The sequence below is a fragment of the Bacteroidota bacterium genome (assembly GCA_036522515.1).
Lineage (GTDB): Bacteria > Bacteroidota > Ignavibacteria > UBA10030 > SZUA-254 > VBOC01.
Genome location: DATDFQ010000056.1, coordinates 191,865 through 217,507, shown reverse-complemented (window position 1 = coordinate 217,507; position 25,643 = coordinate 191,865). Strand labels below are relative to the sequence as shown.

The 25,643-nt window shown below is 59.8% G+C and carries 25 protein-coding genes; 11 read left to right on the top strand and 14 right to left on the bottom strand.

The window, feature by feature from the left end:
• Positions 1–255 precede the first annotated feature (255 nt).
• Both VI215_11485 and VI215_11480 read left to right on the top strand, forming a co-directional pair.
• The gene (locus VI215_11485; GenBank protein HEY6192933.1) at positions 256–1,023 is read left to right on the top strand and encodes a biotin--[acetyl-CoA-carboxylase] ligase; all 768 of its coding nucleotides are present in this window, start codon (positions 256–258) and stop codon (positions 1,021–1,023) included.
• Positions 1,024–1,035: 12 nt separating this feature from the next.
• Positions 1,036–1,815 (top strand): type III pantothenate kinase, encoded by a 780-nt coding sequence (locus tag VI215_11480; GenBank protein ID HEY6192932.1) that lies wholly within the window; start codon positions 1,036–1,038, stop codon positions 1,813–1,815.
• A 1-nt stretch (position 1,816) separates the two neighbouring features.
• Here VI215_11480 and VI215_11475 read toward each other — a convergent pair whose 3' ends face one another.
• The 12 genes from VI215_11475 to VI215_11420 all read right to left on the bottom strand — a co-directional run bounded on the left by VI215_11475 (position 1,817) and on the right by VI215_11420 (position 13,262).
• A complete protein-coding gene (locus tag VI215_11475; protein HEY6192931.1) occupies positions 1,817–2,557 on the bottom strand; it encodes a response regulator in 741 nt (246 codons plus the stop codon).
• Between the two features lie 54 nt (positions 2,558–2,611).
• Complete coding sequence (locus VI215_11470) at positions 2,612–4,111, bottom strand: NADH-quinone oxidoreductase subunit N (protein HEY6192930.1); 1,500 nt, start codon at positions 4,109–4,111, stop codon at positions 2,612–2,614.
• Positions 4,112–4,212: 101 nt separating this feature from the next.
• Complete coding sequence (locus tag VI215_11465; GenBank protein HEY6192929.1) at positions 4,213–5,811, bottom strand: NADH-quinone oxidoreductase subunit M; 1,599 nt, start codon at positions 5,809–5,811, stop codon at positions 4,213–4,215.
• A gap of 44 nt (positions 5,812–5,855) precedes the next feature.
• Entirely contained in the window at positions 5,856–8,105 is a 2,250-nt protein-coding gene (gene nuoL / locus VI215_11460) for an NADH-quinone oxidoreductase subunit L (protein HEY6192928.1), read from the bottom strand.
• Between the two features lie 12 nt (positions 8,106–8,117).
• Complete coding sequence (gene nuoK / locus VI215_11455; protein HEY6192927.1) at positions 8,118–8,432, bottom strand: NADH-quinone oxidoreductase subunit NuoK; 315 nt, start codon at positions 8,430–8,432, stop codon at positions 8,118–8,120.
• Positions 8,429–8,938, bottom strand: coding sequence for an NADH-quinone oxidoreductase subunit J (locus VI215_11450; protein ID HEY6192926.1), 510 nt, complete (start codon positions 8,936–8,938; stop codon positions 8,429–8,431). Before VI215_11450 ends, nuoK begins: the two co-directional genes overlap by 4 nt.
• A 2-nt stretch (positions 8,939–8,940) precedes the next feature.
• Complete coding sequence (locus VI215_11445; protein HEY6192925.1) at positions 8,941–9,570, bottom strand: NADH-quinone oxidoreductase subunit I; 630 nt, start codon at positions 9,568–9,570, stop codon at positions 8,941–8,943.
• 22 nt (positions 9,571–9,592) lie between these two features.
• Positions 9,593–10,654, bottom strand: coding sequence for an NADH-quinone oxidoreductase subunit NuoH (gene nuoH, locus VI215_11440; GenBank protein ID HEY6192924.1), 1,062 nt, complete (start codon positions 10,652–10,654; stop codon positions 9,593–9,595).
• Between the two features lie 4 nt (positions 10,655–10,658).
• Positions 10,659–11,819, bottom strand: coding sequence for an NADH-quinone oxidoreductase subunit D (locus VI215_11435; GenBank protein HEY6192923.1), 1,161 nt, complete (start codon positions 11,817–11,819; stop codon positions 10,659–10,661).
• A gap of 3 nt (positions 11,820–11,822) precedes the next feature.
• On the bottom strand, positions 11,823–12,275 hold the full coding sequence (locus VI215_11430) for an NADH-quinone oxidoreductase subunit C (GenBank protein HEY6192922.1): 453 nt from the start codon (positions 12,273–12,275) through the stop codon (positions 11,823–11,825).
• Positions 12,276–12,312: 37 nt separating this feature from the next.
• A complete protein-coding gene (gene nuoB / locus VI215_11425) occupies positions 12,313–12,804 on the bottom strand; it encodes an NADH-quinone oxidoreductase subunit NuoB (protein HEY6192921.1) in 492 nt (163 codons plus the stop codon).
• Between the two features lie 14 nt (positions 12,805–12,818).
• On the bottom strand, positions 12,819–13,262 hold the full coding sequence (locus VI215_11420) for an NADH-quinone oxidoreductase subunit A (protein HEY6192920.1): 444 nt from the start codon (positions 13,260–13,262) through the stop codon (positions 12,819–12,821).
• Between the two features lie 756 nt (positions 13,263–14,018).
• On the opposite strand from VI215_11420, the gene VI215_11415 reads away from it, so the two are divergent.
• A complete protein-coding gene (locus tag VI215_11415) occupies positions 14,019–15,701 on the top strand; it encodes a glycosyltransferase family 39 protein (protein HEY6192919.1) in 1,683 nt (560 codons plus the stop codon).
• Between the two features lie 2 nt (positions 15,702–15,703).
• On the opposite strand, the gene VI215_11410 is transcribed toward VI215_11415, so the two are convergent.
• Together VI215_11410 and VI215_11405 are read right to left on the bottom strand one after the other, a co-directional pair.
• Positions 15,704–16,246 carry a cob(I)yrinic acid a,c-diamide adenosyltransferase gene (locus VI215_11410; GenBank protein ID HEY6192918.1) on the bottom strand — a complete coding sequence of 181 codons (543 nt, stop codon included), beginning with the start codon at positions 16,244–16,246 and terminating at the stop codon, positions 15,704–15,706.
• A gap of 1 nt (position 16,247) precedes the next feature.
• Entirely contained in the window at positions 16,248–17,636 is a 1,389-nt protein-coding gene (locus VI215_11405; GenBank protein ID HEY6192917.1) for a dipeptidase, read from the bottom strand.
• A gap of 140 nt (positions 17,637–17,776) precedes the next feature.
• On the opposite strand from VI215_11405, the gene ccsA reads away from it, so the two are divergent.
• The 8 genes from ccsA (at position 17,777) to hemH (ending at position 25,615) form a co-directional block, all read left to right on the top strand.
• Complete coding sequence (gene ccsA, locus VI215_11400) at positions 17,777–18,601, top strand: cytochrome c biogenesis protein CcsA (protein ID HEY6192916.1); 825 nt, start codon at positions 17,777–17,779, stop codon at positions 18,599–18,601.
• A 144-nt stretch (positions 18,602–18,745) separates the two neighbouring features.
• Positions 18,746–20,017, top strand: a complete 1,272-nt coding sequence (gene hemA / locus VI215_11395; GenBank protein HEY6192915.1) for a glutamyl-tRNA reductase — start codon at positions 18,746–18,748, stop codon at positions 20,015–20,017.
• On the top strand, positions 20,014–20,976 hold the full coding sequence (gene hemC / locus VI215_11390) for a hydroxymethylbilane synthase (GenBank protein ID HEY6192914.1): 963 nt from the start codon (positions 20,014–20,016) through the stop codon (positions 20,974–20,976). The genes hemA and hemC overlap by 4 nt, the downstream gene beginning before the upstream one ends.
• Before the next feature lie 132 nt (positions 20,977–21,108).
• Positions 21,109–21,969, top strand: a complete 861-nt coding sequence (locus VI215_11385) for a uroporphyrinogen-III synthase (protein ID HEY6192913.1) — start codon at positions 21,109–21,111, stop codon at positions 21,967–21,969.
• Positions 21,962–23,002: a uroporphyrinogen decarboxylase gene (gene hemE / locus VI215_11380; GenBank protein HEY6192912.1), complete on the top strand. Its 1,041-nt coding sequence runs from the start codon at positions 21,962–21,964 to the stop codon at positions 23,000–23,002. Before VI215_11385 ends, hemE begins: the two co-directional genes overlap by 8 nt.
• 33 nt (positions 23,003–23,035) lie before the next feature.
• Positions 23,036–23,458, top strand: coding sequence for a ferritin-like domain-containing protein (locus tag VI215_11375; GenBank protein ID HEY6192911.1), 423 nt, complete (start codon positions 23,036–23,038; stop codon positions 23,456–23,458).
• A gap of 304 nt (positions 23,459–23,762) precedes the next feature.
• Positions 23,763–24,641, top strand: a complete 879-nt coding sequence (gene hemF / locus VI215_11370) for an oxygen-dependent coproporphyrinogen oxidase (GenBank protein HEY6192910.1) — start codon at positions 23,763–23,765, stop codon at positions 24,639–24,641.
• Positions 24,638–25,615, top strand: a complete 978-nt coding sequence (gene hemH, locus VI215_11365) for a ferrochelatase (GenBank protein HEY6192909.1) — start codon at positions 24,638–24,640, stop codon at positions 25,613–25,615. The genes hemF and hemH overlap by 4 nt, the downstream gene beginning before the upstream one ends.
• The last annotated feature ends 28 nt before the right edge of the window (positions 25,616–25,643 follow it).

The window sequence follows — 25,643 nt, the reverse complement described above, 5'->3', positions numbered from 1 at the left end:
TCGTGCCAGAGATCCCGGCCAGGCGCCCCTGCGGAATTGGGGCGAATATGAAGGACTTGCAAATGTCGGGGGTTCCGGACGCCCTCTTCCGGTCTGCCATACTGTCAATCTGACAGCGAATTTGAACGGATTTGGCACCTTCTTCCTGCCAAAGACGGGTTGCGAATCCTTGACTTTGGACACCCTTTTTGCTACCATCGGGGTGATCTGGCGGAAACGTTCACTCAAAGAATCGATGCGGAAATTCAAATCCTGATGACCGGACCCGAGAAGGGGACAAAGACCGCCAGATTCGGAAAACAGATCATTTCCCTTGATACCGTCGATTCAACAAACTCTTTCGCCCGGTCTCTCCTCGAATCCGGGGCCGGGGAGGGATCGGTCGTTGTCGCCGGCGAGCAAACCGCAGGGCGCGGACGGCAGGGGAGAGTCTGGAGCGCGGAGAAGGGAAAGAACCTCACCTTCTCTCTCATTTTGAAGCCCGGTCTGCCTGCGGAATTGAGCGGCCTGATATCGCTCTATGCTTCCCTGAGCGTGGCTGAGGCGATCGGGTCCCTCACAGGTTTGACCCTTGAGTGCAAGTGGCCCAATGACGTTCTCATGGCAGGATTGAAAGTTTGCGGGATCCTCTCCGAATCGAGCATCGATCGCGGGAGGGTCGCATCGGCGATCGTTGGAATCGGACTGAACGTGAACCAGACCCTTTTCCCCCCCGAATTGAAATCAGCCGCAACCTCCCTCCAGCTCATCGCGGGGCGTCCCTTCGAACTGCATATTGTTCTGGCTTCCCTCCTCGAGCGGCTCGAGCGGCGTTATCCGGACCTTCTCGATCATGAGTCGGGAACGATTCCGAGGGAGTGGATCAATCACTCCGGAACGATCGGGCGGAACCTGACGGTCAGGACGGAGAACCAAACCGTGAGCGGACTTGCGACCGGGCTCGCCGCGGACGGCGGATTGCTTCTCCTGGCCGGCGGGATCGAGCGAAAAATCTCCGCCGGCGACATCAGCATTCATCCCTAGAGACGGCCCGCGATGCTTCTTGCAATCGATGTCGGGAACACCGACACAGTCCTCGGCCTGTTCAGCGGAGATCAACTGGTCGACGAATGGCGGATGCCGAGCAAGCTCTCGCTCAGCGCCCGGGATCTCCGCGTGTATGTGCGAACGTTCGCGGCGGAAACCGGGGCCGCCCCGGACGACATTGAGGGAGTCGTCATCTCATCGGTGAATCCGCGCCTGACTAAGGGGTTCGGGAGGATGGCAAAAAACTTTCTCGGCACGACGCCGCTCATCATCACCGGCGATATGGATGCCGGCATGACGGTGCACTACGACGACCCTTCGCGGCTCGGCGCCGACCGGCTCTGCAATGCCGTTGCGGCCTTTTCCAAATACGGGGGACCGGCCATCGTGATCGACTTCGGGACTGCGACGACGTTCGACGTGATCTCGGCGAAGGGGGAATACCTCGGCGGAGTCATCGCGCCCGGGGTCGAGACGGCGGCGGCCGGCCTCTCCGGGCGGACCGCAGTTCTCCCCAGGGTCGATCTCCTTTTCCCGGAGCGGGTGATCGGGACGAACACCGTCGCCGGGATGCAGGCGGGAATCATGTACGGCGCTCTCGAGGCGACGGAAGGAATTGTCCGCCGGATCAAGGGCGTGATCGGCAAGAAAGCGACGGTGATCGCCACGGGAGGGTATGCCCGGATCATTGCGGAACAAAGCGGCTCGATCGTGCAGGTCGAACCCGCGCTTGTTCTGGAAGGGGCCAGGTTGATTTACGAGCGGCTCAGGAGGGAACGGCGCGCGTGACTCACTCTTCCTTCAGGATGAACCCGACGCCGCGTACCGTATGGATAAGCCGCTTGGGAAAACCCTCGTCGATCGCCTTCCGGAGGTAGTTGACGTAGACGTCGACGACGTTCGTTCCCGTGTCGAAGGTGTACCCCCAGACCTGCTCGGCGATCGTCCGCCGGGTCAGGATCCGGTTTTTGTTCCGCAGCAGGATCTCGAGGAGCGAGAATTCCTTCTGCGTAAGTTGAATGGTCTTGCTCCCCCGGCTCACCGTCCGTGTCTCCAGATCCAGTTTCAGGTCGGCCACCTCCAGAACCGGACCGGGTCCAAGTCCGTGCCGCCGGAGGAGCGACTCGATCCGCGCGCTCAGCTCCGCAAACGCGAACGGCTTCGGGAGGTAATCGTCCGCCCCAAGCTGCAGCCCTTGCACACGATCTTCCACGGTGCTTTTTGCGGTCAGGATGAGAATCATGCTCCGGACATCGCTCCGCTTGAGTTCCCGAAGCACCTCCAGGCCGTCTTTACGCGGGAGCAATAAATCCAGAATAATCAGATCATACCGTCCTGAGCTGGCCATCCGGAACCCCGCCTCGCCGTCGTTTGCGATATCGACGGCATAGCCCTCCTCTTCCAGCCGGCGGGCGACTGAATCCGCCAGGTGCTGCTCGTCTTCAACGATGAGGAGGTGCGTCTTCTGCCCCGCCGGAGGGGCGGCAGGCACCGGAGGATTGGTGTTGGATTGAATTGATTTTTTCGGCATCAGACCTCTCTCCCGACCGAACGCTACGAACCGGACAGATGAACCTCTCCCGGGTCAGTGACCCCCGAACATCGACACCGATGCCTGAGCGTACTCGACCAGCGGTCCAAAATAGACTCCGAGGAGCAATGTGGGGATCGAGAGGACCACGAGGAGTGCAACCTGTCCCGCGGAAAACCTGATCGGTGTGACCGAACCGACCGGATCGCGAAGGAACATATTCCTGAGAACCCGCACGTAATAGTAGAGGGAAACGACGCTGTTGAGCGCGGCCACGACCGCAAGCCAGAACATCTTGGCGTTGATCAGGGCGGAAAACAGGTAGAGCTTGCCGACAAATCCCGCCGTGGGCGGAATTCCGGTGAGCGAGAGGAGGAACAGCGTGAACACCACTCCCACCAGCGGCGTCCTGTACCCGAGCCCCCTGTAGGCCTCGATATCCTCACTCCCGGTCTTGTCGGCGACGAGCATGACCACGTAAAACGCTCCGAGGTTCATGAAGAGATAGACCACGAAGTAGATCAGGACTGCGGCCAGCCCTTCGTTGCTCAGGACCACGACTCCGAGCAGCATATACCCGGCGTGCGCGATGCTCGAGTACGCAAGGAGCCGCTTGAGGTTGTTCTGCCAGATCGCGACGAGGTTCCCGAGCGTCATGGTCAGCACCGAGATGATCGCCAGGATCCGGTTCCACTCGAACCCCTGCAGCAACCCCCAGGTTCCGGGAACAAGCCCGGGCAGCGCGGAGTTGAGGAAGGTAACCTTCAGGAAGCGGATCATCATCGCAAACCCCGCCGCTTTGGATGCGACCGAGAGTAATGCCGTGATGGTGATCGGCGCCCCTTCGTACACGTCCGGCGTCCAGAAGTGAAACGGGACTGCGGAGATCTTGTATCCGAACCCCGCGATGATCAGGACCCCGGCGATCAGGAGCGCGGCCGGATTGGCCGTGCCGGCGGAAAGCGCAGTGTTGATTCCGTAGATATCGACCGCTCCGGTCAGGCCGTAGAGGATGGAAAACCCGTAGAGCATCAATCCCGACGACGCGGCGCCGTAGATCACGTACTTGAGCGACGCCTCGTTCGAACCGGGCGACTCCTTCATGTAGCCGGCCAGAATATACGAGCTGATGCTCGTCAATTCCAGCGAGAGGTACATCATCAGGAGGTTGCTCGCGCCGGTCATCAGGAACATTCCGAGCGTCAGCGCCATCAGGAGCGCGTAGTATTCGCCCAGGGGCCTCGTTCCCGCATTGAGATGCTGCGATTGCATCGAGAACAACACCACAACCATGCTGCTCACTAGGATGACGACCTTGAAGTACATCGAGAACGAATCGACGGCAAACATGTTGAACAGGATCGAACTCGTGCCGGTAGCCGCCTGGGAGGCAAGGTAAAGACCCGCCGCCACGAGACCGAGCAACGCGAGCCACGGGAGAACGGATTTGTTTTTCCGGAAAAGGAGGTCCGCGACCAGGACCGCGCAGAACGCGACGCTCAGAGCGGTTTCGGGCTGGAGCGCCTTTGCGCCGGTCAGTATTTGTTCAAGCATTTCGATTCAGCCTTTTGATGTGTCATCCTGAGGGAGCGAAGCGACCGAAGGATCCCCCTCCACGAAGGCGAAGATCCTTCGCTGCGCTCAGGATGACAATTCTAATGTCCGAGCAACGCCATTCCGCCGCCGCCCCTGACGACATCGACGAGGGTGTTGACCGCGGTCGACATCAGATCGATCATGGGAGCGGGGTAGATCCCCAGGAACAGGACGATCGCGGCAAGGGGAACGAGCGTAAAAAGCTCTCGCCCGTTGATATCGGGAAGCGATTTCCACTTCTCGGGAAGGGTCCCCAGGAAGACCCGCTGGAGCGTCCAGAGCATATAAGCGGCCGTCAGGACGATTCCGACCGATGAGGCGATCGTGATCCACCGGAACGACTGGAACGCTCCCAGGAACGAAAACGCTTCGCTGATAAAGCCGCTGAGGCCCGGAAGCCCCAGCGCTGCGAAGAACGCGAGCGTCATCACGGCGGAAAACTTCGGCATCTGATTCATCAGCCCTCCGAAGTCGTTCAGCCCGCGCGTGTGCGCGCGGTCGTAGATGACTCCGACGATAAGGAAGAGCATCGCGGTGATCGTGCCGTGATTGAACATCTGCATGACGGCTCCCGTGATTCCCTGCGTGTTGAGGGCGGCCATGCCGAGAACCACCACCCCCATGTGGCTGATGCTGGAGTAGGCGATCAGTTTTTTCATGTCGGTCTGGGCCATCGCCACGAGAGCCCCGTACACGATGTTGATCAACCCGAGGACCGCAAGAGGTATCTGGTAGTGCGCCGTCGCATCCGGAAACATCGGAAAGCTGACGCGCAGAAGCCCGTACGTACCCATTTTCAGGAGCACCCCGGCTAGTATGACGCTGATCGCGGTCGGCGCCTCGACGTGCGCGTCGGGAAGCCAGGTATGGAACGGAAAGATCGGAACTTTGATTGCGAAACCTATGAATAGGGCAATAAACGCCGCATACCGCCAGGCCGTATTGAACCCGCCGAGGATCGACCCCGGGTCGTAATTGGCGGGGTTCATCATCGCGAGCATGTTAAACGTATGAATCTTCTCCCCCGTCGCCGGATCGGCCACCGTCACGCTGAAATAGAGAGCCAGAAGGGCAAGAAGCATCAAGACGCTTCCGAGCAGCGTGTAGAGGAAGAACTTGATCGCGGCATACTCGCGCCTCGGCCCGCCCCAGACGCCGATCAGGAAGTACATCGGCAGGAGCATCAGCTCCCAGAACACGTAGAAGAGGAAGAAATCGAGCGACACGAACACGCCCATCATGCCCGTATTGAGAAGGAGAAGGAGCGCGAAGTATCCCTTGATCGATTTTTCAATCCCCCAGGAAGCAAAGACCGCCACGAAGGAAATGAGAGCGGTGAGGATCACCATCAGAACGCTTAACCCGTCGATCCCCATCAGATAATCGATATGGATCCGGCCGAACCAGGAGACCGATTTCACGTCGATCCAGCTGGCCTTCTCGACGAACTGAAACCCCTCCTGCGTGTTGATCCCCGCCATCCCGCGGTTGAACTTAAGGTAGATGACCACCGCGAGCACGAGCTGGACGGCGGTGACGAGAGCGGACGTCCACCGTATGGCGTTCGCCTTCTCCTTCGAGAGGGCGAGAACGATGACCATACCGACGACCGGAAGGAACGTCATCCAGCTCAGTATGCCGATTCCGAGAAAATTCATGTTCGTTTCAGTTCAAGTTGAAGAAATCGTCTGTCGATTCACGCCTACCGAAACCAGAAGAAGAACACCATCACGCCGAGGATGACGAACGCGAGATACGTCTGCACCCTCCCGGTCTGGAGTTTTCTGAACGCCCTCCCGAACAACCCCGAGACCTGTGCCGCGCCGTTGACGAGCCCGTCCACCACGTACCGGTCGAACGACCCGGCCCCGCCCCAGAAGAAGAAAAAGGTCAATCCGCCGCAGATGCAGGCCGTGACGACCGCCAGGATATTCGAGCCCAACCCCGCCTGGGCGGTCCACATCGAATCTCCCACCAGCACGGCTATGACGACCGAAAGGATTCCCCCGGCCGCCGTATAAGCGATCCCGCTTCCCTTCCCTTCGCCCTTCTGCTCGCCGGACCCGAAGACGACCGACCTGGTCCAGGTCGCCGTCCCGTTCACGAGCCCGTCGATGATCTTCTCGTCGATCCAGCGAAGCACCCGGGTGGCGAGGAGCGTTCCCCCCACGACCACGGCCCCGTACAACTCGTCGAAATACCACTTGTTCAGAAGGAACGTGTAGAGGCCTTTCATCCGGGCAGCCCACGCGTCGGCGCTGATCTTCTTCCAGGAGTAGGTCGCGAAGGCGAGGAGAATTCCGAGCCCCGCGACGGTCAGGGAGAGCGCCATGGCGGGAATGTGGCTCTGGTGAAGCGCCTCCTCGAAGGTCTCGATTGAGGCCGCCTGCTGCGACGCAGGCACGACCGACTGCGGCCGCTCGACCGCGTGGAAGAACCAGCCCTCCGACGCGCCGATGGGATTGAACGAATAAAAGATGAAGAAGCTCAACACCGCGAAGACGATGAGAGGGATCGTCATCGTCGCCGGAGATTCGTGCACCGAGCCGAAGCGCCCCGGCTCCGCATGGTCGCCCAAAAACGCGATGATCACGATCCTGAACATGTAGAACGCGGTCATCCCGGCCACCAGAAAACCGATGATTGGGATCAGGTAGTGTCCGGTGAGCCCGCCGAACGCGAGAGTCCCGGCAAGGATCTCATCCTTGCTCAAGAATCCGGACGTGAGCGGCACGCCGCAGATCGCCAGCGTATAGATCAAAAAGGTGAAGAAGGTGACCGGCATTTTCTTTTTCAGCCCGCCCATATTCCGGATGTCCTGCGGATCGGTGTGATGGTCTCCGGCATGATGCAGGGCGTTGTGCATCGCATGGATCACCGATCCGGAGCCGAGGAAGAGCCCTGCCTTGAACATCGCGTGGGTGGCCAGGTGGAAGAACCCCGCCGTGTACGCGCCGACGCCGAGCCCCATGACCATGTACCCGAGCTGGGAAATGGTCGAATAGGCGAGCACCTTCTTGATGTCGTTCTGAGCGATCGCGATCGTGGCGGAAATGAAGGCCGTGATCGCCCCGGTGTAGGCGATGAACATGAGCGCCCCGGAAGTCATCATCGGGAATGTCCGCGCGACAAGATAGACGCCCGCGGCGACCATCGTGGCGGCGTGGATCAGCGCGCTCACCGGCGTCGGGCCCTCCATCGCATCGGGCAACCAGACATGGAGCGGGAACTGGGCCGACTTTCCGATCGCGCCGCAAAAGACGAGGATCCCGGCGGCGGTCAGCCACCCTTCGCTCCCGAAGGGAAGATGGCCGGATTGAATGCCGGAGAAAATTTCCGTGAATCCGAACGTATGGAACGTGCGGTAGAGGATCAGGATGCCCGTGAACATCCCGATGTCGCCCACCCGGTTGACGATGAACGCCTTCTTCGAGGCATCCGCGGCGGATTTCTTCTCATACCAGTGGCCGATGAGGAGGTACGAGCTCAGCCCGACCAGCTCCCATCCCACGTACATCGTGAAGAAGTTGTTGGTCAGGACGATGACCAGCATGGAAAAGGTGAAGAGTCCGAGGTAGGAGAAATACCGCGAGTAACGGACGTCGCCGTGCATATACCCGATCGAGAACAAATGCACGAGGGAACTCACGAGGCAGACCACCACCAGCATGATCGCCGAGAGGTGATCGACGGCCATCCCGAGATCGATATGGAGTTCGCCGATCGCAGGCACGTTACCGAAATCGACCCAGCGGAAGTTCAGCGCCGCAGGCGTCTCAGTCTTGAGGACCGTGAAAAAGACCGCGGTCGAAAGGGCCAGACAGGTGAACAGCAGGGCGGTCCCGAGCCAATCGCCCCCGCGGGGAAGACGCTTTCCGAAAAAGACGAGAATCACAAATCCCGCGAGCGGGAGAAGGAGTATCGCAAGTGCGAGCTGTAGAACCGGATCCATGGGGGCCAACGCCTATTCCTTCAACCTGTCGATTTCATCGACATTCACCGTATGCCACCGGTGGTAGATATTGAGCACGATCGCCAGCGCGATCGCCGCCTCGGCCGCCGCAAGGACGATCACGAACACCGCGATCGCCTGCCCGTCGAGATTCAGTCCGCCGAAACGGGAGAAGGCTATAAAATTAATGTTGGCGGAGTTCAAGATCAGCTCGATTCCCATCAGCACCATGATCGCGTTGCGCCTGGTGACGACCCCGACGAGACCCAGGGCGAAGAGGATCGCGCTGATCAGGAGGTAATGGTAGAGGCCGGCATGGATAGTCAATTCCGCACCACCCTTTCTCTGCGGGCGATGAGCGCCGCGCCGATCAGAGCTACGAGCAACGCGATGGAGGCGACCTCAAACGGGAGCAGGTAGGTCGTCATGAACATCTGACCGAGGGCATCGGTCGTCGTCGGAGCCTGAGGAGCGCCCCGGACGATCCGCCAGTCCGTCGCGTAAAAGACCGCAAAGAGGGCTCCGCCCGTGCTTCCGGCAAGTATCAGCGCCGGAATCGTTCCCATCGTCCCCGTTTTGATATCGACGTTGACGACTTTGTTCGTGAGCATGACGCCGAAGAGCAACAGGACGAGTATCCCGCCGACATAAATGAGGAGCTGCGCTATCGCCAGGAAATCGGCGCTCAAAAGGACATAGAGTCCGGTCACTCCGAAAAACGTGAAGAGGAGCGCGAACGCGGAGTAAACGATATTCCGGGAGGAGACCACGATCCAGGCGGAAACGAGCGTGATAAGGCCGAAGAAATAAAAGACCGCGTCGTAGAGTTCCATGCTCAGCTTCCGGGAGCGGCTGGAGGAGGGGTGGCTGATCCGGACGGGGGCTTCGGCGGTTCCCCTGCGGGCGCGGGCGGCGGCGCTGCCGCCTTCGCTTTGGCCGCCGCGGCGGCCGCGGCCGCCTTCTTCGCGGCCTGCTCTTTCTCGAACGCCGCGGCACGATCGCGGATGTCAACCGCTTCGGCTTGCGTGACGGTCGCGTAATTGTAGATCAGGTCCTGCCGGTTCGTCTCGGAAAACTCGTAGACGTCCGTCATCTTGATGCACTCGGTCGGGCAGGGATAGACGCACAGCCCGCAGTAGCAGCACTTCGCGATATCGATGTCGAACGTGGGGACCCAGAGACGTTTTTTCTGCCCCGTCGAGGTCATGCCCAGGTCTTCGGTCGGAAGCGCCTTCACCGTTTCAATCTTGAAGCAATCGACCGGGCAGGCCATGTCGCACTGAAAACAACCGATGCAGTCGTCCATGTTGACGTACAATCGGTTCCGCGCGCGCTCCGGAAGCTTCAGCCTGACGTCGGGATACTGGATGGTGACCGCGGGGGTGAAGAGATGGCTGAACGTCACCTTCATGCCGACAAGGATCGTCCAAACCGACTGGAAAATATCTCTGAAGTACCTGCCCATTACCTTCTTCCCGAGGATTCGTTCATCCCAGCATCATCCAGGTTCCGACCCCCACGATACAGGCGAACGCCCAGGGAGTCAGCACTTTCCACGAAACGTACATCAACTGGTCGACGCGCAGGCGCGGAAGCGTCCACCGGAGCCACATCTGCACGAAGACAAAGAACATCCCTTTCGACAAGAACCAGAAGACTCCCCAGAACGGGCCGCCGAGGAACTCTCCGAAGGGGCTGTTCCACCCTCCCAGGAAAACCGTGGCGCTGATGGCGGAGACGGCGAACATATTCGCATATTCCGCGAGGAAAAAGAGGGCGAACTTCATCCCGCTGTATTCGGTGTGGTACCCTGCCACCAGCTCGGACTCCGCCTCCGGGATGTCAAACGGGGTGCGGTTGGTTTCCGCGAGCGACGCGATAAAATTGATCAGGAATGCGATAAACACGAACGGAAATTTTCTGAAAACGAACCAGTTCCAGAACCACCCCGCCTGCATCCGGTTGATCTCCTGAAGGTTCAGGGTGCCGGCGATCATTACCACGACGATCAGCGCGAGGGTGGAGGGGATCTCATAACTCACGATCTGCGCGGCGGCGCGCATGGCCCCGAAGAGCGACCACTTGTTGTTCGACGACCAGCCCGCCATGAGAATCCCCACGACGACGATCGACGACACCGCGATGATATAGAAGAGGCCGATGCTGATGTCGCTTCCGATATACATGCTGCTGAAGGGGATCGCAGCGTACGCCGCGTAGGATCCGATGAACACAAGGAAGGGGGCAAGCAAATGAAGCTTCCAGTCGGCCGCGGTCGGGACGATGTCTTCCTTCTGGATCAGCTTCAGGATGTCCGCAATGGTTTGTGCCCACCCGTGCCAGCCGCCCGTGCGCATCGGGCCGAGGCGGTCCTGCATGTGCGCGGAGACCTTCCTCTCAAGCCAGACGGCAAACAGGGCGTACGGGAGAACCCAGACGAAGAGCGGGAGAAGGGCCATCACGACATAGACGAGGATCTCCACATTGAAGAGGTCGTGAAGCCAACGGGGAGCTTCGTCGTTGAGGATTGCCCGCAGGAATTGATCCATGGCCCTAGCGGTCCACCTCCCCGAGGACGATATCGATGCTGCCGACGATTGCCACCACGTCGGCGATCATATATCCCTTGCAGATTTCGGGGCAGACGGCGAGATTGACGAACGCCGGAGCTCTCGCCTTCACACGATAGGGGGTGGCGGAGCCGTCGCTCACAATATAGAACCCGATCTCTCCGCGGGGCGACTCGGAACGGACGTACACGTCCCCCGCGTTGGGACGGATGCGCCGCGGGACCGCGGACTGGACGTCTCCCTCCGGGATTTGCTCAAGCGCCTGCTCGATAATCTTAAGACTCTGCTCCATCTCCCTTACCCGGACGATGTAGCGGTCCCAGCAATCGCCGACCGTCCCCACTTCTCCCTTCCCGATTTCGGGTTTCCAGTCGAACCGGGAGTAAATCGAATAGGGATCGTCACGCCGCAAATCCCAGTCGACGCCCGACCCCCGCAGCATCGGGCCGGAACAGGCGTACGCGATGGCGGCGTCCGCCGGGAGGATTCCGATATTGGCGGTCCGCTTGATGAAAATCTCGTTATAGGTGAGGAGGTCGTTCAATTCCTTGATGTTGGGCCGGAAATAGCTGCAGAACGCCTTCGCCTTGTCGACAAATCCGGGCGGAAGGTCGTGCGAGAGCCCTCCGACCCAGATGTAATTATAGAGGAGCCGTGCGCCGCAGGTCATCTCAAACAGGTCGAGGACCCTCTCCCGGTCCCGGAAGCAGAAGAGGAAGGGAGTAAACGCCCCGACATCCAATCCGTACGTGCCGAGCGCGAGAAGATGCGACGCGATCCGCTGCAGTTCGGCCATGATCACCCTGATGTACTCGACGCGCTCGGGAATCTGCAGACCGAGGAGTTTTTCCACCGCGAGCGCGTATCCCAGGTCCATGTTCATCGAGGCGAGATAGTCGAGCCGGTCGCAGTACGGGATCACCTGCTGGTAATTCGTCATGTGCTCGGCGTGCTTCTCGAAACAGCGGTGGAGATACCCGATATGGGGGATCACCTCGACCACAATCTCGCCGTCGACGACGAGTTCGAGCCGGAGGACGCCGTGGGTGGAGGGGTGCTGGGGGCCCATGTTGAGGATCATCTCCTCCGTCCGGATGGCCCGTCCGGTCGATGTCCTCAACGGAGCTGTGAGCGTCTCAGGCATGGTCTAGTAGGGAACCCTCATCCCCTGATAGAATTCGGGGACCTTGAAATCCTTCCGGAGGGGGTGGCCCGGATAATCGTCGGGAAGGAGAATGCGGCGGAGGTCGGGATGACCGTCGAAGACGATGCCGAGCATGTCGAATGCCTCGCGCTCGTGCCAGATGGCGGCCGGCCAGACCGCCGATACGGTGGGAACCGACGGGCTGGCCGCCGGGACTTCCACCTTCACGGTAATCTTGTGGCGCTTTGCCATGGAGGCGAGATGGTAGACCACACCGAGCGTCTCCTTCGTGTAATCGACGCCGCTCAGGCACATGAGGGTGTCGAACGCGAGATCGCTGTCATCGCGCAGGAAGAGCGCCGCGTCGGCGACCGCAGAGGGGGCAAGCTTGACGAACGGATCGACCACGCCCTCGATCTTCGCTTCGAGGATCCGATCGCCGAACTTCGATTTCAATTTCTCCGAAATTTCCTGGGGGGTCATGAGCAAGGAGTTATGCGCTCTTCTTCACAAGGCTCTCGCCGCGGATTTTCTCCTGCAACTTGATCAGCCCTTCCATCAGGGCTTCCGGGCGGGGAGGGCAACCCGGCACGTAGACGTCGACCGGGATCACACGATCGACTCCTTTGAGAACATGGTAGCCGTGTTCCCAGTAGGGGCCGCCGCAATTCGAGCAGCTCCCCATCGAAATAACGTAGCGCGGCTCGGACATCTGATCGTAGAGCCGTTTGATCCGCGAAGCCATTTTCAGCGTCACCGTTCCCGCGACGATCATGACGTCTGATTGCCGGGGGGTCGCCCGGGGGATGACCCCGAAGCGGTCGAAGTCGTAATGGGAGGCGGCTGCGGCCATCATCTCGATCGCGCAGCAGGCGAGCCCGAATTGCATCTGCCAGAGCGAGGAAAGGCGCGCCCAGTTAAGAAGATTATCGAGGCTCGTGACGACGACGTTGCTGGTCCCGAACTGTTTGTCAAGAAGTCCCAAAGGATGCCTTCGTGTTATGCGATCGCTTTTTCAGAGACCGGCTCCGTTTGGAGAGGCGTCCCGCGCCTCATGACCGGTATGTTGGGTTGGGGCCGGTCCCAGTCCAGGTCCCCCTTTACCCAAACGTGGGCGTACCCGACGCCCAGAATGACCAGAAAAATCATCATCTCGACGAACGAATAGCCCCCGAGTTTCTGATAGACCACCGCCCAGGGCACGAGAAAGACGATCTCGACGTCGAAAATCAGGAAGATCAAGGCGAGGACGTAAAACCGGATGTTGAACTGGACCCAGGAGCCTCCCACCGGTTCTTCGCCGCATTCGTAGGAGGTAAGTTTCCCCGGGTAGGAACGACTCGGACGCACCAGCCATGCAGTGACCAGGCCCCCGGCGACGAATACCGCCCCGATGATAAAAAAAATGAAAACCCTGCCGAAGTCAGTGATCATCTCTTGCAGTCAGTTGTCAACTGGAGTGGGGGTCGAAATGCTAAAAATTTCGCTGGAATATAGGAAGAATATGCCAGAAAGTCAACGGAAAACAGGGGGTAGAAAGGATGCCGGATAGGAGAAACATCTCGCGGATCATGCCCGAACGGGTAAAAGGAAATTAAATTTAGTTCACAAAACTTATTTACTTGACTTTTCAAACCTGCTGTTGTATCTTAGAACTGCACGTGGGCGGGATCCACGGTTTCTGACTTCGCCTCCCAAGTTGGAATGCCACACTCGCCCCGTGCTTTTTTTATGCCCTGACCGAAGAATCGCCCGCCTTATCCGACACCCCCAGTGAATGTTCGTAGTCGCAGGCATTAGCCTGCGTTGAACGGCACGCGACCTGAAGGTCGCGCCTACCGACGCCTCGGGCTTGGTAACCGCAGCCTCAGGCTGCCCCGATCATTCGGGGAGGGTAGCCGCAGCCTTTGGGCTGCGGTCTTTTTCCCGCCATGGCACGACTCCTCGATCAAGAACCCGCAAGCTAAAGCTTGCGGCTACCGATACCCCGGTTCTCGTTCCGCCGCGGAGCGGCGGAATGCATATTGGGACGCCTCGGGCGTGGTAGGCGCAGGCTTTAGCCTGCGTTCTTTTGAATCGGGGGTTGAAATCCAACCGGCACCCCCGATTTAAATACCTTTCGTGCCACTGAAAAATGTCTTACATTGATCGGCGAATTGGACCAGCGGTGCGTTCAGAGCATATCGGATCGATACCTGCATGAAATTCTTTTTCCATAGAAGGGGCCCGGAAGGACCAACATCCGGCAAAAATCAGCCCGGTTTCGCCGGGGAGGACAGCCGCGGCCGGAAGGCGGCGGAGTGGTTTCTTCTTGCCCTGATCCTCCTTCTGGTCGGATTGCTGCGGTTCCGGCTCCTGGGAATTCCCCTGGAGCGCGATGAGGGTGAATTCGCCTACATGGGGCAACAGATTCTCAAGGGAATCCCGCTCTACACGCAGGCGTATGATATCAAATTCCCGGGCGTCTACCTCATGTACGCCCTGATCATGTCCCTGTTCGGACAGACCACCGTGGGGATCCACCTCGGGCTGCTTCTGGTCAACTCGATCAGCACCGTTCTGCTCTTTCTTCTCGGGAAAAAAATAGCCGGGGGATTTACCGGCATCATCTCGGCAGCAGGGTTCGCGATTCTTTCGCTGAGCGTATCGACGAACGGTTTCGCCACCCATGCGACTCAATTCGTCGTCCTCCCCGCTCTCGGCGGGGTATTCCTTTTGCTCCGGGCGTTGGAAGACGGGGGGAGAGTCAGATACTACGTGTGGTCCGGTGTGGCGAGCGGCGTCGCCCTCGTCATGAAACAGGCGGCGATCTTTTTCATTCTCTTCTCGGTGACATACGCCGTTCTTCACTCCCTCGGCTCCGGGGCCCGCCGGCCGGGCAAGGAAACCGTCCTCAAGCTTACCGGGCTTGTGCTCGGATCGCTCCTGCCGCTTTCGGCGGCGATCCTCTGGTTGTATGCGATAGGGGCGTTTGAAAAGTTCTGGTACTGGGCGGTCGTTTACGCCTCGACATTCGGATCACAGGCGTCGATGTCCGAAGGCCTGGGTCTTTTCTGGGGCAATTTTTCACGCGTGGTGGACGGCTTTTTCCTCCTCTGGATATTGGGCCTCCTGGGGATGCTCACACTGCCATTCCAGACGGGGCTGAACGTAAAAAAATCCTTCCCCGTACTTTTCGCACTTTTTTCCTTCCTCGCCGTCTGTCCGGGCTTTTTGTTCCGGCCCCATTATTTCGTCATGGTCCTTCCCGCCGTTGCCCTTCTCGCGGGGAGCTTTGCCAATCTCGTCCGGTTGAGAACCCCGGGCGGCCCCGGCGGCAGACTGTCTCTGATCGCCGCCTCCGGACTCGTTGCTGTCGCAATCGCGACCGGTCTGTTCAGCCAGCGGGGATACTTTTTCCGGGACGATATGAAAAAGATCCTCCGGGATACCTATGGGGCCAACCCGTTTCCGGAGGCCGTACAGGTGGCTGAATTCATCGCCTCACGGAGCGCCCCCACCGACAAGATCGCCGTGCTCGGCTCTGAACCCGAGATCTGTTTTTACTCGGGAAGGCAATCGGCAACCTCGTACATCGACACCTACAACCTGATGGTGCCGCACCCGGATGCGCTCTGGATGCAGACGGATATGATCCGTGAAATCGAATCTCAGGAGGTGAAGTTCATCGTTTTCGTCACGACGTATGCCTCATGGGCGCAGCGGCCCGGATCCGAGACCCATATACTCGATTGGCTTCGGTCTTACCTTACGGATCACTACTCAACGGTGGGAGTCGCCGAGATCGTATCGGCCGACTCGACGAGGTATGACTGGAACGTGAAGGGGTCAGACTACAGGGTGAAGGCGGCTTCGGCGCTTCTTGTGTTTGAGAGGAGATGAGTTCACGCGCTCCACTTCGTTTCCGGAATCCGGGCTCGCGCGTTTTCCCACCGTGCCAGCACAAACAATAAATCCGATAACCGGTTGAGGTAGACGACCGGAAAATCCCCCAGCCGTTCCTTCTGCGAGAGTTGGACCGTCCTCCGCTCGGCGCGCCGGCAGACCGTCCGGGCGAAATGAATCATCCCTGCCGCACCGCTCCCGCCGGGGAGGATGAACTTTTTTAACGGCGCCAGCTTTGGTTCGACAGAATCGATGTGGCGTTCCAGGCGGGCGACGTCCGCGGCACCGACCTGCGCGCGTCGGGCGCCGCGTGCTTTTTCAGGGGTTGCGAGTTCCGCGCCGAGTGCGAACAGGTCGCGCTGGACCTGTTCAAGGATCGTCCCGATTTCCCTCCGGGGCTTGAGGGCGCGGCAGAGACCGAGAACGCTGTTCAGCTCGTCCACCGTCCCGAAGGCCTCGATCCGCAGCGCGTCTTTGGAGACACGGCGCCCCCCGAAAAGAGAGGTCTCCCCCCTGTCACCGGTCTTCGTGTAGATTCTCACGTCACCGTTTCCGGCCGTTCTTCATGAAGTTGGGGAGCTCGTTGTAGAAGTAGGCGGCGGTGCGGATCCCGCCGAAGAAATTTTCCCGGCTCATGAATTCGTCGGGGGCGTGCGCGTTCTCATCCGGAAGGCCGAACCCGAGAAGGACCGTATCGAGGCCGAGGATCTCCTTGAACTGCACGACGATCGGGATCGAGCCCCCCTCGCGCTGGTAGATCGGCTTCTTCCCGAACCCCTTCTCGAGGGCAACCGCCGCGGCCCGCACGCCCGGGCTGTCGATCGGAGTGAGCGCCGGCTCGCCGCCGTGAAGATAGGTCACCTTGACCTGCAGCGTTTTGGGCGAGATCTTTCGTATATACTTTTCGAAGAGCTTCGCGATGACGCCCGACTTCTGGTCGGGAACCAGGCGCATCGATATTTTCGCATGCGCCTTCGCGGGAAGAACCGTTTTCGCACCCTCTCCCGTAAACCCTCCCCAGATCCCGTTGCATTCGAGCGTCGGGCGCACCCAGAGCCGCTCGAGGGTCGAGTATCCCTTCTCGCCGTAGAGACGGCCGACACCAAGATCGCGGGCATACCGGGAATCCGACCAGGGAAGTTTCTTGATTGCCGCGCGTTCTTTTTTGCCGAGGGACCGGACGTCACGGTAGAAGCCGGGGATGACCACCCTCCCGTCCTTGTCGTGGAGGCGCGCGATCATTTCCGCGAGCGCCTGGATGGGATTGTGGACCGATCCTCCGAAGGAACCGGAGTGAAGGTCTCTGTTCGGGCCCGTTAATTCGAGCTGCATGTAACTCAGGCCGCGCAGCGCGTAACAGACCGACGGCACCCCCCGGGCGAACATGGAAGTATCGGAGATTACCGCGAGGTCGGCCTTCAGGAGGGCCTTGTTCGCGCGCACAAACGCATCCAGGTTCTCGCTTCCGATTTCCTCCTCCCCTTCGATGATCATCTTCAGGTTGATCGGGAGGCTCCCCTCGTTTTCCAGGTAGGCTTCGATACTTTTCAGATGGATAAAGACCTGCCCTTTATCGTCCGCGCTTCCCCGCGCGTACAGGTTCCCGCCTCTCTCGGTCAATTCGAAGGGGGGCGAAGTCCACAACTCCAGGGGATCTACCGGTTGGACGTCGTAATGGCCATAGAGGAGGACGGTGGGCTTCCCGGGCGCGAAAAGCGAGTCGGCGTAGACGATCGGATGCCCTTTGGTCGGGAATATCTGAATATTTTGCATCCCGATCTTGCGGAGATGCGCGGAAATCCACTCGGAGCAGCGCAGGACGTCGGGCTTGTTTTCGGGGTTTGTGCTGATGCTCGGAATGGAGATGAGTTCTTTCAACTCTTCGAGATAGCGCGATTTATTGGACTCGATGTAGCGGAGGATTGTTTCCATAGCCCCGTGTTTGTTGAAGTGTCCAAGAAGGCGAAAAATTGCACCCCAATATAGCAAAGCCCGAATGGAGTTGCAAGATGGGGATTCCTTGATACTGAGGCGGATTTTCGGTATCTTTGGCTCAACAGCAACCTTCGGTGATGCGGAATCTGATCGGCCTCTGTGAAATTCTGCTGCCCCTCCTCTACTTCGGGACAATCTGGGCTTACGCGAGGGCATTCTTCAGCAACATCAAGCCGGCGGAACGGTTGCGCACACCGCTCCTCTTTACGACCCTCGCCGTTCACGCGCTCTACATCACCCTCCGGACGGCCGAATTCAACCATCCCCCCATCACGTCGGTCTTCGAGATTCTCTCTCTCATCGCCTTTACCGTCGCATTCGTCTATTCCTACATCGAACTTCGGTTGAAAATCAAATCGACCGGGTATTTCATCCTGATCCTGCCGTTTTTCTTTCAACTCGCCTCTTCGATATTCATCAGGGAAGTGACCTCCGTTCCGCCCATTCTCCAGAGCAATCTGCTCGGCGTCCACGTCTCGAGCGCGCTCCTCGGATATGCCGCCATAACGATTTCAGCCGTGTACGGCTTCCTCTACCTGATGCTCTACCATGACATCAAATCGAGCCGGTTCGGGGTGATCTACCAGCGGCTCCCGAACCTCGAAACACTCGAACGGATGAGCGTCACCGCGACGGTATTCGGGTTCATCCTGTTGACCATTGCGATTGTCGTCGGTCTCATCTGGCTCCCCCGGATCTCCGGAGGCGTCTCCTACGCCGACCCGAAACTGTTCGGCACGATGGGGATCTGGCTGATCTACGCGATCGGACTCACCGCCAAGCGGCTCAAAGGCTGGCAGGGACGCAAGATGATGGTCCTCTCGATGTTCGGTTTCGCCACCGCGATGTTTTCAATGACGTTTATCAACGTGTTTCTCTCCAGCTTTCACAAATTCTACTAAAAGATGCTGCAACTCCATCAAGATTGTCATCCTGAGCGAAGCGAAGGATCCCGTTGTTTCCGGATCGAGATCCTTCGGTCGCTTCGCTCCCTCAGGATGACAATGAGGAGGAATTCAAAGCGTGGGTAGGGTACGGATCGCTTCATGAACCTCCACTGCGTGGGTATCAATCACCGTACGGCCCCCCTCGAGGTGCGCGAGCAGCTCTGGTTCTCCGCGCAGGAGGCGAGGTCCCTGGTTCAGTCCCTGCACGAGAGGCAACTCCCCGAATGCGTCCTGATTTCCACCTGCAACCGGACGGAACTTTATTACACGACGCGGGACGAATCCTCCAATGGGTCGCCGATGTGGACGGTCCTCGCGAATCACAAAGGGGCAAGCGGGGCGGGCGGAGATCATTTCTATACGATCGGATCGCTCAACGCCGTAAAACACCTCTTCAACGTCGCCTCCGGCATCGATTCGATGGTGGTCGGCGACATCCAGATCCTCAACCAGATCAAGGAGGCGTACGCGATCTCGCATGAGCTCGCGGCGATGGGGTCGGTGATGAACAGGGTGTTCGATACGGCCCTCCGGATCGGCAAACGGGCGCGGACCGAAACGGAAATCAGCAGCGGGGCCGTCTCCGTCAGCTACGCCGCGGCGGAGCTTTCCTCAAAAATTTTCAGCGACCTCTCGAAACGGTCCGCCCTCCTGATCGGCGCGGGAGAAACGGGTTCGCTCACCGCCAAACACCTCGTCGGCCGAAACGTGGGGACGCTGCTCCTCACGAACCGGACGCGGATGCACGCCGAAGCCATCGCCCCCGACCTGGGCGGCCGCGTCGTCGATTTTGAGTCGTTTCTCGGGGAGATCAACCATGTCGATATCGTCATCTGCTCGATCCAGGCGCCTTCGTACGTCCTTTCGGCCCAGGATCTGCGGCAGGCGATGAAACTGCGGGGAAACAGACCGCTTTTTCTGATAGATCTCGGCGTGCCTCGCAATATCGATCCGGAAGCGAACTCCATCGAGAATATTTTCCTTCACGACCTCGACGCCCTCAACCGGTTTGTCGAAAAAAACCTGCGGCACCGCACGGCGGAGGTTCCGAAAGTGAGGCAAATCGTCCTCGACGAGCTCATCCAGTTCAACCGCTGGTACGGCTCGCTTGAAGTCAACCCGACCATCGAACAATTGCGGGACCATGTCGAGGCGATCCGCCGCGCGGAAGTCGAAAAACACCTCCGCCACTTTTCACCCGGCGAACGGGAGGAACTCGAACTCCTGACGAAACGGATCATCAACAAGATTCTTCACACTCCGACCGTCAATCTGAAAACCGAACCGGAGAGCGGAAGCGGCGAGAGAATCCGGGACAGGATCCATGTCGTCCGCCATCTGTTCGGGCTCGACAAGAGGAAGCCGGAATGAGCGGCCGGCAATTCGTCATCGGCACCCGCGGAAGCCAGCTTGCGCTCTGGCAGGCGAACTTCGTCCGGAACGAACTGAAGAGACTCCATCCGGGCCTGCCCGTCGAAATCGAGATTATCAAGACGACGGGCGATGCCGTTCTTGATTCGCCCCTCTCGCTGATCGGCTCCAAGGGATTGTTCACGAAGGAGATCGAGCAGGCGCTGCTCGAGCGGCGCGTCGATCTCGCAGTCCACAGCCTGAAGGATGTCCCGACGATGCTGCCGGCGGGGTTGATGATCGCCGCCGTCTCGAAACGGGAGGACGTGCGCGATGTGTTCGTGGGGCATCCCGGGAAACCCCGGCTTCCGATTGAAGAACTGCCCGCCGGCGCCGTGATCGCCACGGGAAGCCTGCGGAGAAAATGCCAGCTCCTCAGCTGGCGTCCCGATCTGCGGATCGTCGATTTGCGCGGAAACCTGAACACCCGCCTCGCGAAGCTCGATCGATCGAATTGGCACGGGATTATCCTCGCGAAAGCGGGGATCGTACGGCTCGGAGCCGGTGAGCGGATCACACAGACGATTCCCGAGGACCGGATTCTGCCGGCGGTGGGACAGGGGGCGCTCGGTATCGAAATTCGGGACGGGGACAGGGAAACCCTCGATCTTGTGAAGCCGTTGAACAGCGAGGCGACGCTGATTTCCACAAACGGCGAACGGGCCCTCCTCCGGGTGCTCGAGGGAGGATGCCAGGTCCCGATCGGGGCGTACGGAAGGATCGAATCGGGCCGCTTTCTGCTCGACGGCATGATAGGGGGACTGGACGGGAAGAAGATTGTCCGGGGAGCGATCCATGGGGAACCCGGCGAGAGCGCCGCGCTGGGAGAGCAGCTCGCCGTTGTTCTGCTGAAAAGCGGCGGGAAGGAACTCCTCGACCGGGTGAGGCACCCCGACCTCCAGGAAGTACCCGATTCCTAAAACCGCGAAAGGGCTGTCATCCTGAGGGAGCGAAGCGACCGAAGGATCTTGGTCCACGACCGGGGAGATCCTTCGCGGAGTTTACACTGAGCGCAGCGAACGTGCTCAGGATGACATTCAAGTAGAGACGACATGAATAAGTCACAATCATCCGCACCGTTGGCAGGCAAGAAGATCCTCGTCACGCGTGCGGCACTTCAAGCCGGAGAGCTGGCCGCGGAAATTGAGAAGTCGGGTGGCACACCCGTGCTGTTCCCGACCATCGAAATCCGGCCGGCCGGGTCGTGGGACGAGTGCGACCGTTCGATCGACCGCATCGACAGTTACGACGGGTTGATCTTCACCAGTACGAACGGAGTTCAATACTTCTGTGAGCGTTGGTCGGGCCGCGGCCTCCCGGTCGCGAGCCTTCAGACGAAGATCATCTGCGTCGTCGGAGAAAAGACAGGGCGGGCCGCGGCCGGACTCGGTCTCAGGGTAACGGTTATGCCGCAGCGCTTTACCGCCACCGATCTGGCCCACACTCTCGCGCAGGGAGACCTCAGGGGTAAACGCTTTCTCTTTCCCCGGGGCAGTTTGGGCGATGATACGATCCCGGAACATCTCTCCTTGCTCGGGGCGCTCGTGGATGGCGTGACCGTTTACGAGACGCGCCTGGCCCGTCCCGGAAATTTTCAGCCCGTCCGCACAATGCTCCTGGAGGGGAGAATCGATGTTGTCACCTTTACGAGTCCCTCGACGTTCAATAATTTTGTCGCCCTATTCTCCGGAGACGAACTCATGAAATTCCGCCCTCGCACTCTCATCGCCGCCATCGGCCCGGCCACCTCCGCGGCGATCGGGCGGCACGGGATGGGGACGGATATCGCCCCGGCAGAACCCTCCGCCGCATCCCTCGTTGACGCCATTATCCGGTATTATCATCCGGAAACGGATCACGGAGAGCGCAGCCCCTTCCGTCCATCAATCCCTGTCGCGCCGGACAATGGCTAACGATCTTTTTCTGCGGGCGTGCCTCCGCCAGACCACGGCCCGGACTCCGGTCTGGATGATGCGGCAGGCGGGAAGGTACCTCCCGGAGTACCGGGAAGTGCGCGCAAAAACCGATTTTCTCACGCTCTGCAAGACGCCCGAGCTGGCCGCGCGCGTGACTCTCCAGCCGGTCGAACTGCTTGGCGTGGATGCGGCGATCATCTTCTCGGACATCCTCGTGGTCCCCGAAGCGATGGGGATGGAACTCATCGTCGAAGAGGGAAAGGGCGGGCCCCGGTTCCCTTCTCCCATCCGGAGCGACGCGGACATTGCGCGGCTGCGGATCCCTGATCCCGCCGACCACCTCGCATTCGTCATGGATGCCATCCGCCTCACCCGGAAGCAGCTCAACGGAACGGCGCCTCTGATCGGATTCTCGGGGTCTCCCTGGACGCTGGCTTCGTACATGGTGGAAGGGGGCGGCTCCAAAGGGTTCCGGTGGATCAAGGAAATGCTCTACGATCGTCCGGACGCGCTCCACCGGTTGCTCGACAAGCTGTCGGGCGCGGTGGCCGCCTATCTCAGCGCGCAAGTCGAGGCGGGCGCGCAGGCGCTCCAGATTTTCGACACCTGGGGAGGCGTCCTCACCGGGGATGCGTTTCAGGAATTCTCGCTCGCCTATATCGAGCGCGTGATCGCAGAAACGAACGCGCGGGGAGCGCCGATCATTCTCTTCTGCAAGAACTGCGGGCACCTGATCGAGCGGATTTCCGCTGCCGGGTGTCAGGTCGTGGGCCTGGACTGGACCTCCGACATCGGCCACGCCCGCGTGACCGTGGGGGAACGGGTCGCGCTCCAGGGAAATCTCGATCCCGCGGTGTTGTACGCGTCGCCCGCGACGATCCGGGAAGAGGTGAGAAGGATCCTGGCGAAGTTCGGGACCGGATCGGGTCACATTTTCAATCTCGGCCACGGAATATTTCCGGATACTCCCGTGGAGAACGCGCGCGAGTTCGTCCGGGCCGTACAGGAAGAAAGCGTCCCATACCACTAACCACCGCCATATTCACCAAGGAGGAGCATTTCCATGACAAATAAGAAAACCCTCATCGACGGATTAAACCAGGATCTCGCCAACGAACTCGGCGCATCGATTCTCTATCTCTACCAGACATCGACCGCCACCGGGTGGGACGGAGAGGAATTGAGGGAATTTCTGACGCCCGAGGTCTCCGGCGAGATGGCGCACGCCATTTTCCTCGCCGAAAAAATCGCAGCCCTTGGAGGAAAGCCGACCACGGTCCCGACTCAATACAAATCGCCGAAGGACGTGAAGGCGATGCTAAAATATGATCTCGCTCTGGAGCGGCAGGTGATTCAGAACTACCGCGAACGCACGATGCAGGCGGAGGAAGCGGGCGAGATCGGCCTGAAGATCAAGCTCGAGGAACTCATCGTCGAAGAAACCGGGCACGCCGAGCAGCTCGATCGCATCCTGAGGGGGATGTAATACAGAATGTCATCCTGAGCGCAGCGAAGGATCTCTCCCCTTTGTAGACGGGGATCCTTCGGTCGCTACGCTCCCTCAGGATGACAGATAGACGGCACGCGACCTGAAGGTCGCGCCTACCGGTCGCCGCACGGATTTCTTTCTCGTTCCCACGCTCCGCGTGGGAACGCATACCCCGGCGCTCTGCGCCGGAACGAGAATGAGGATGAAAAATCGGTAGCCGCAGCCTTCAGGCTGCGTTCAACAGCCCGCGACCTGAGGGTCGCGGCTCCCAATGCCCGGATGACACTTCCAAATGAGATAGATGTTCAAACTTCGCGTCCAACAATACTTCGAAACGCTTCAGAATACCATCTGCTCCGCCCTGGCTGAGGCTGACGGGAAGGGACAATTCCGGGAGGACCGCTGGGCTCATCCGGAGAAGGGCGGGGGCGTCACACGGGTGCTCGAGAACGGAGCGATCTTTGAAAAAGCGGGAGTAAACTTCTCTGCGGTCGAGAGCGGGATCCCTGCTCCGATGGCCGCGAAGCTCGGCGTCGATCCACAGCCGGTCTTCGCCACCGGCGTGTCCCTCATCCTCCATCCGGTCAGCCCCATGATCCCGACCGTCCACATGAACCTTCGATACCTCGAACTCGCGAACGGCGACGCATGGTTCGGAGGGGGCGCCGACCTGACTCCAAATTACCTGCACGAGGAAGACGTCGCCCATTTCCACGGAGTGATGAAGGCCGTGTGCGACAGGCACGACTCCGGCTGGCACCTTCTGTTCAAGAGGGCGTGCGACGAATACTTTTTTATCAGGCACCGGCAGGAAACGCGGGGGGTCGGGGGAATCTTCTTCGACTACCGGCGCGACAACCCCGGCCGATTCTTTCTCTTCGTCACCGACCTCGGGGACCAGTTCCTGACCGCATATCTTCCAATCCTCCGGCGGCGGCAATCCGACGCTTGGGGGCCGGCCGAAAAGAAGTGGCAACTTCTCCGGAGGGGACGTTATGTCGAATTCAACCTCCTCTACGACCGGGGGACTCTCTTCGGGCTCGAGACGCAGGGCCGCATCGAGTCGATCCTTGTTTCCCTCCCCCCGGAGGCGAGGTGGGATTACTGCAGCGAACCGGAACCCGGATCGCGCGAGGCCGAACTCCTGAACGTCCTCAGGGAACCGAGAGACTGGATTTGAGACCGGACGCAAAGGTCGGCGTTGTGCTCCTTCAACTCGGGGGGCCCGATTCGCTCGAGGCTGTCGAGCCGTTTCTCTATAACCTCTTCTGCGATCCCGACATCATAAACTTTCCCGGCGCCTTTCTCGCCAGAAAACCGCTTGCCCGGTTCATCGCTTCGAGACGGGCCGGGAAGGTCGCCGGGCGCTACAGGGAGATCGGCGGCAAGTCCCCGATCGTCGATCTGACCGCGGCCCAGGCGCGCGCCCTTGAGGCCGAGCTCAAACGGCACCTTCCGGTTTCCGTCCATGTGGCGATGCGCTACTGGCATCCCCTCGCGGAGGAGGCGATAGTCCGGATGAAAGACGAAGAGCTCCGGAAGATTATCCTCCTCCCCCTCTACCCCCAATACTCCGTCGCGACAACCGCGTCGAGCCTGCGGGAGTGGGACCGGCAGTGCGCCGTGCACGGCTACACCTCCGTCCCGACGGAGACCGTCTGCTGTTATCACAACCATCCGCTCTATGTTTCTGCAATCGTGGAGAGAATCAACCAGGTGTATCCCAGGTTCGCCTCCGTTCGGCCGGAAGATGTCGACCTGATTTTCAGCGCCCACGGCGTGCCGGTCAAGCTTGTGGAGGGGGGCGACCCGTACGAGAGGCAGATCGGCGAGACGGTCGCTCTCGTCGTCGAAAGCGGGAAATGGAGCTCTCCCCATACGCTCTGCTACCAGAGCAAGGTCGGCCCGGCGGAATGGCTCAAACCTTCCCTCCCCGATACCCTGCGCGAGCTGGCGTCACGCGGACGAAAACATTTCCTTGTCATACCGGTCGCCTTTGTCACCGAACATATCGAAACCCTCCATGAAATCGATATCGAAGCACGGGAAGAAGCGATGGAGCTCGGCGTAAAGCAGTTCGAAATGATGCCTGCCTTGAACGACCATCCGAAGTTCATCCAGTGTCTGGCTGACCTTGTCCTCAAGAATGTCTGAACGTCTTACGCCAGGGCGGAGGAGCTCC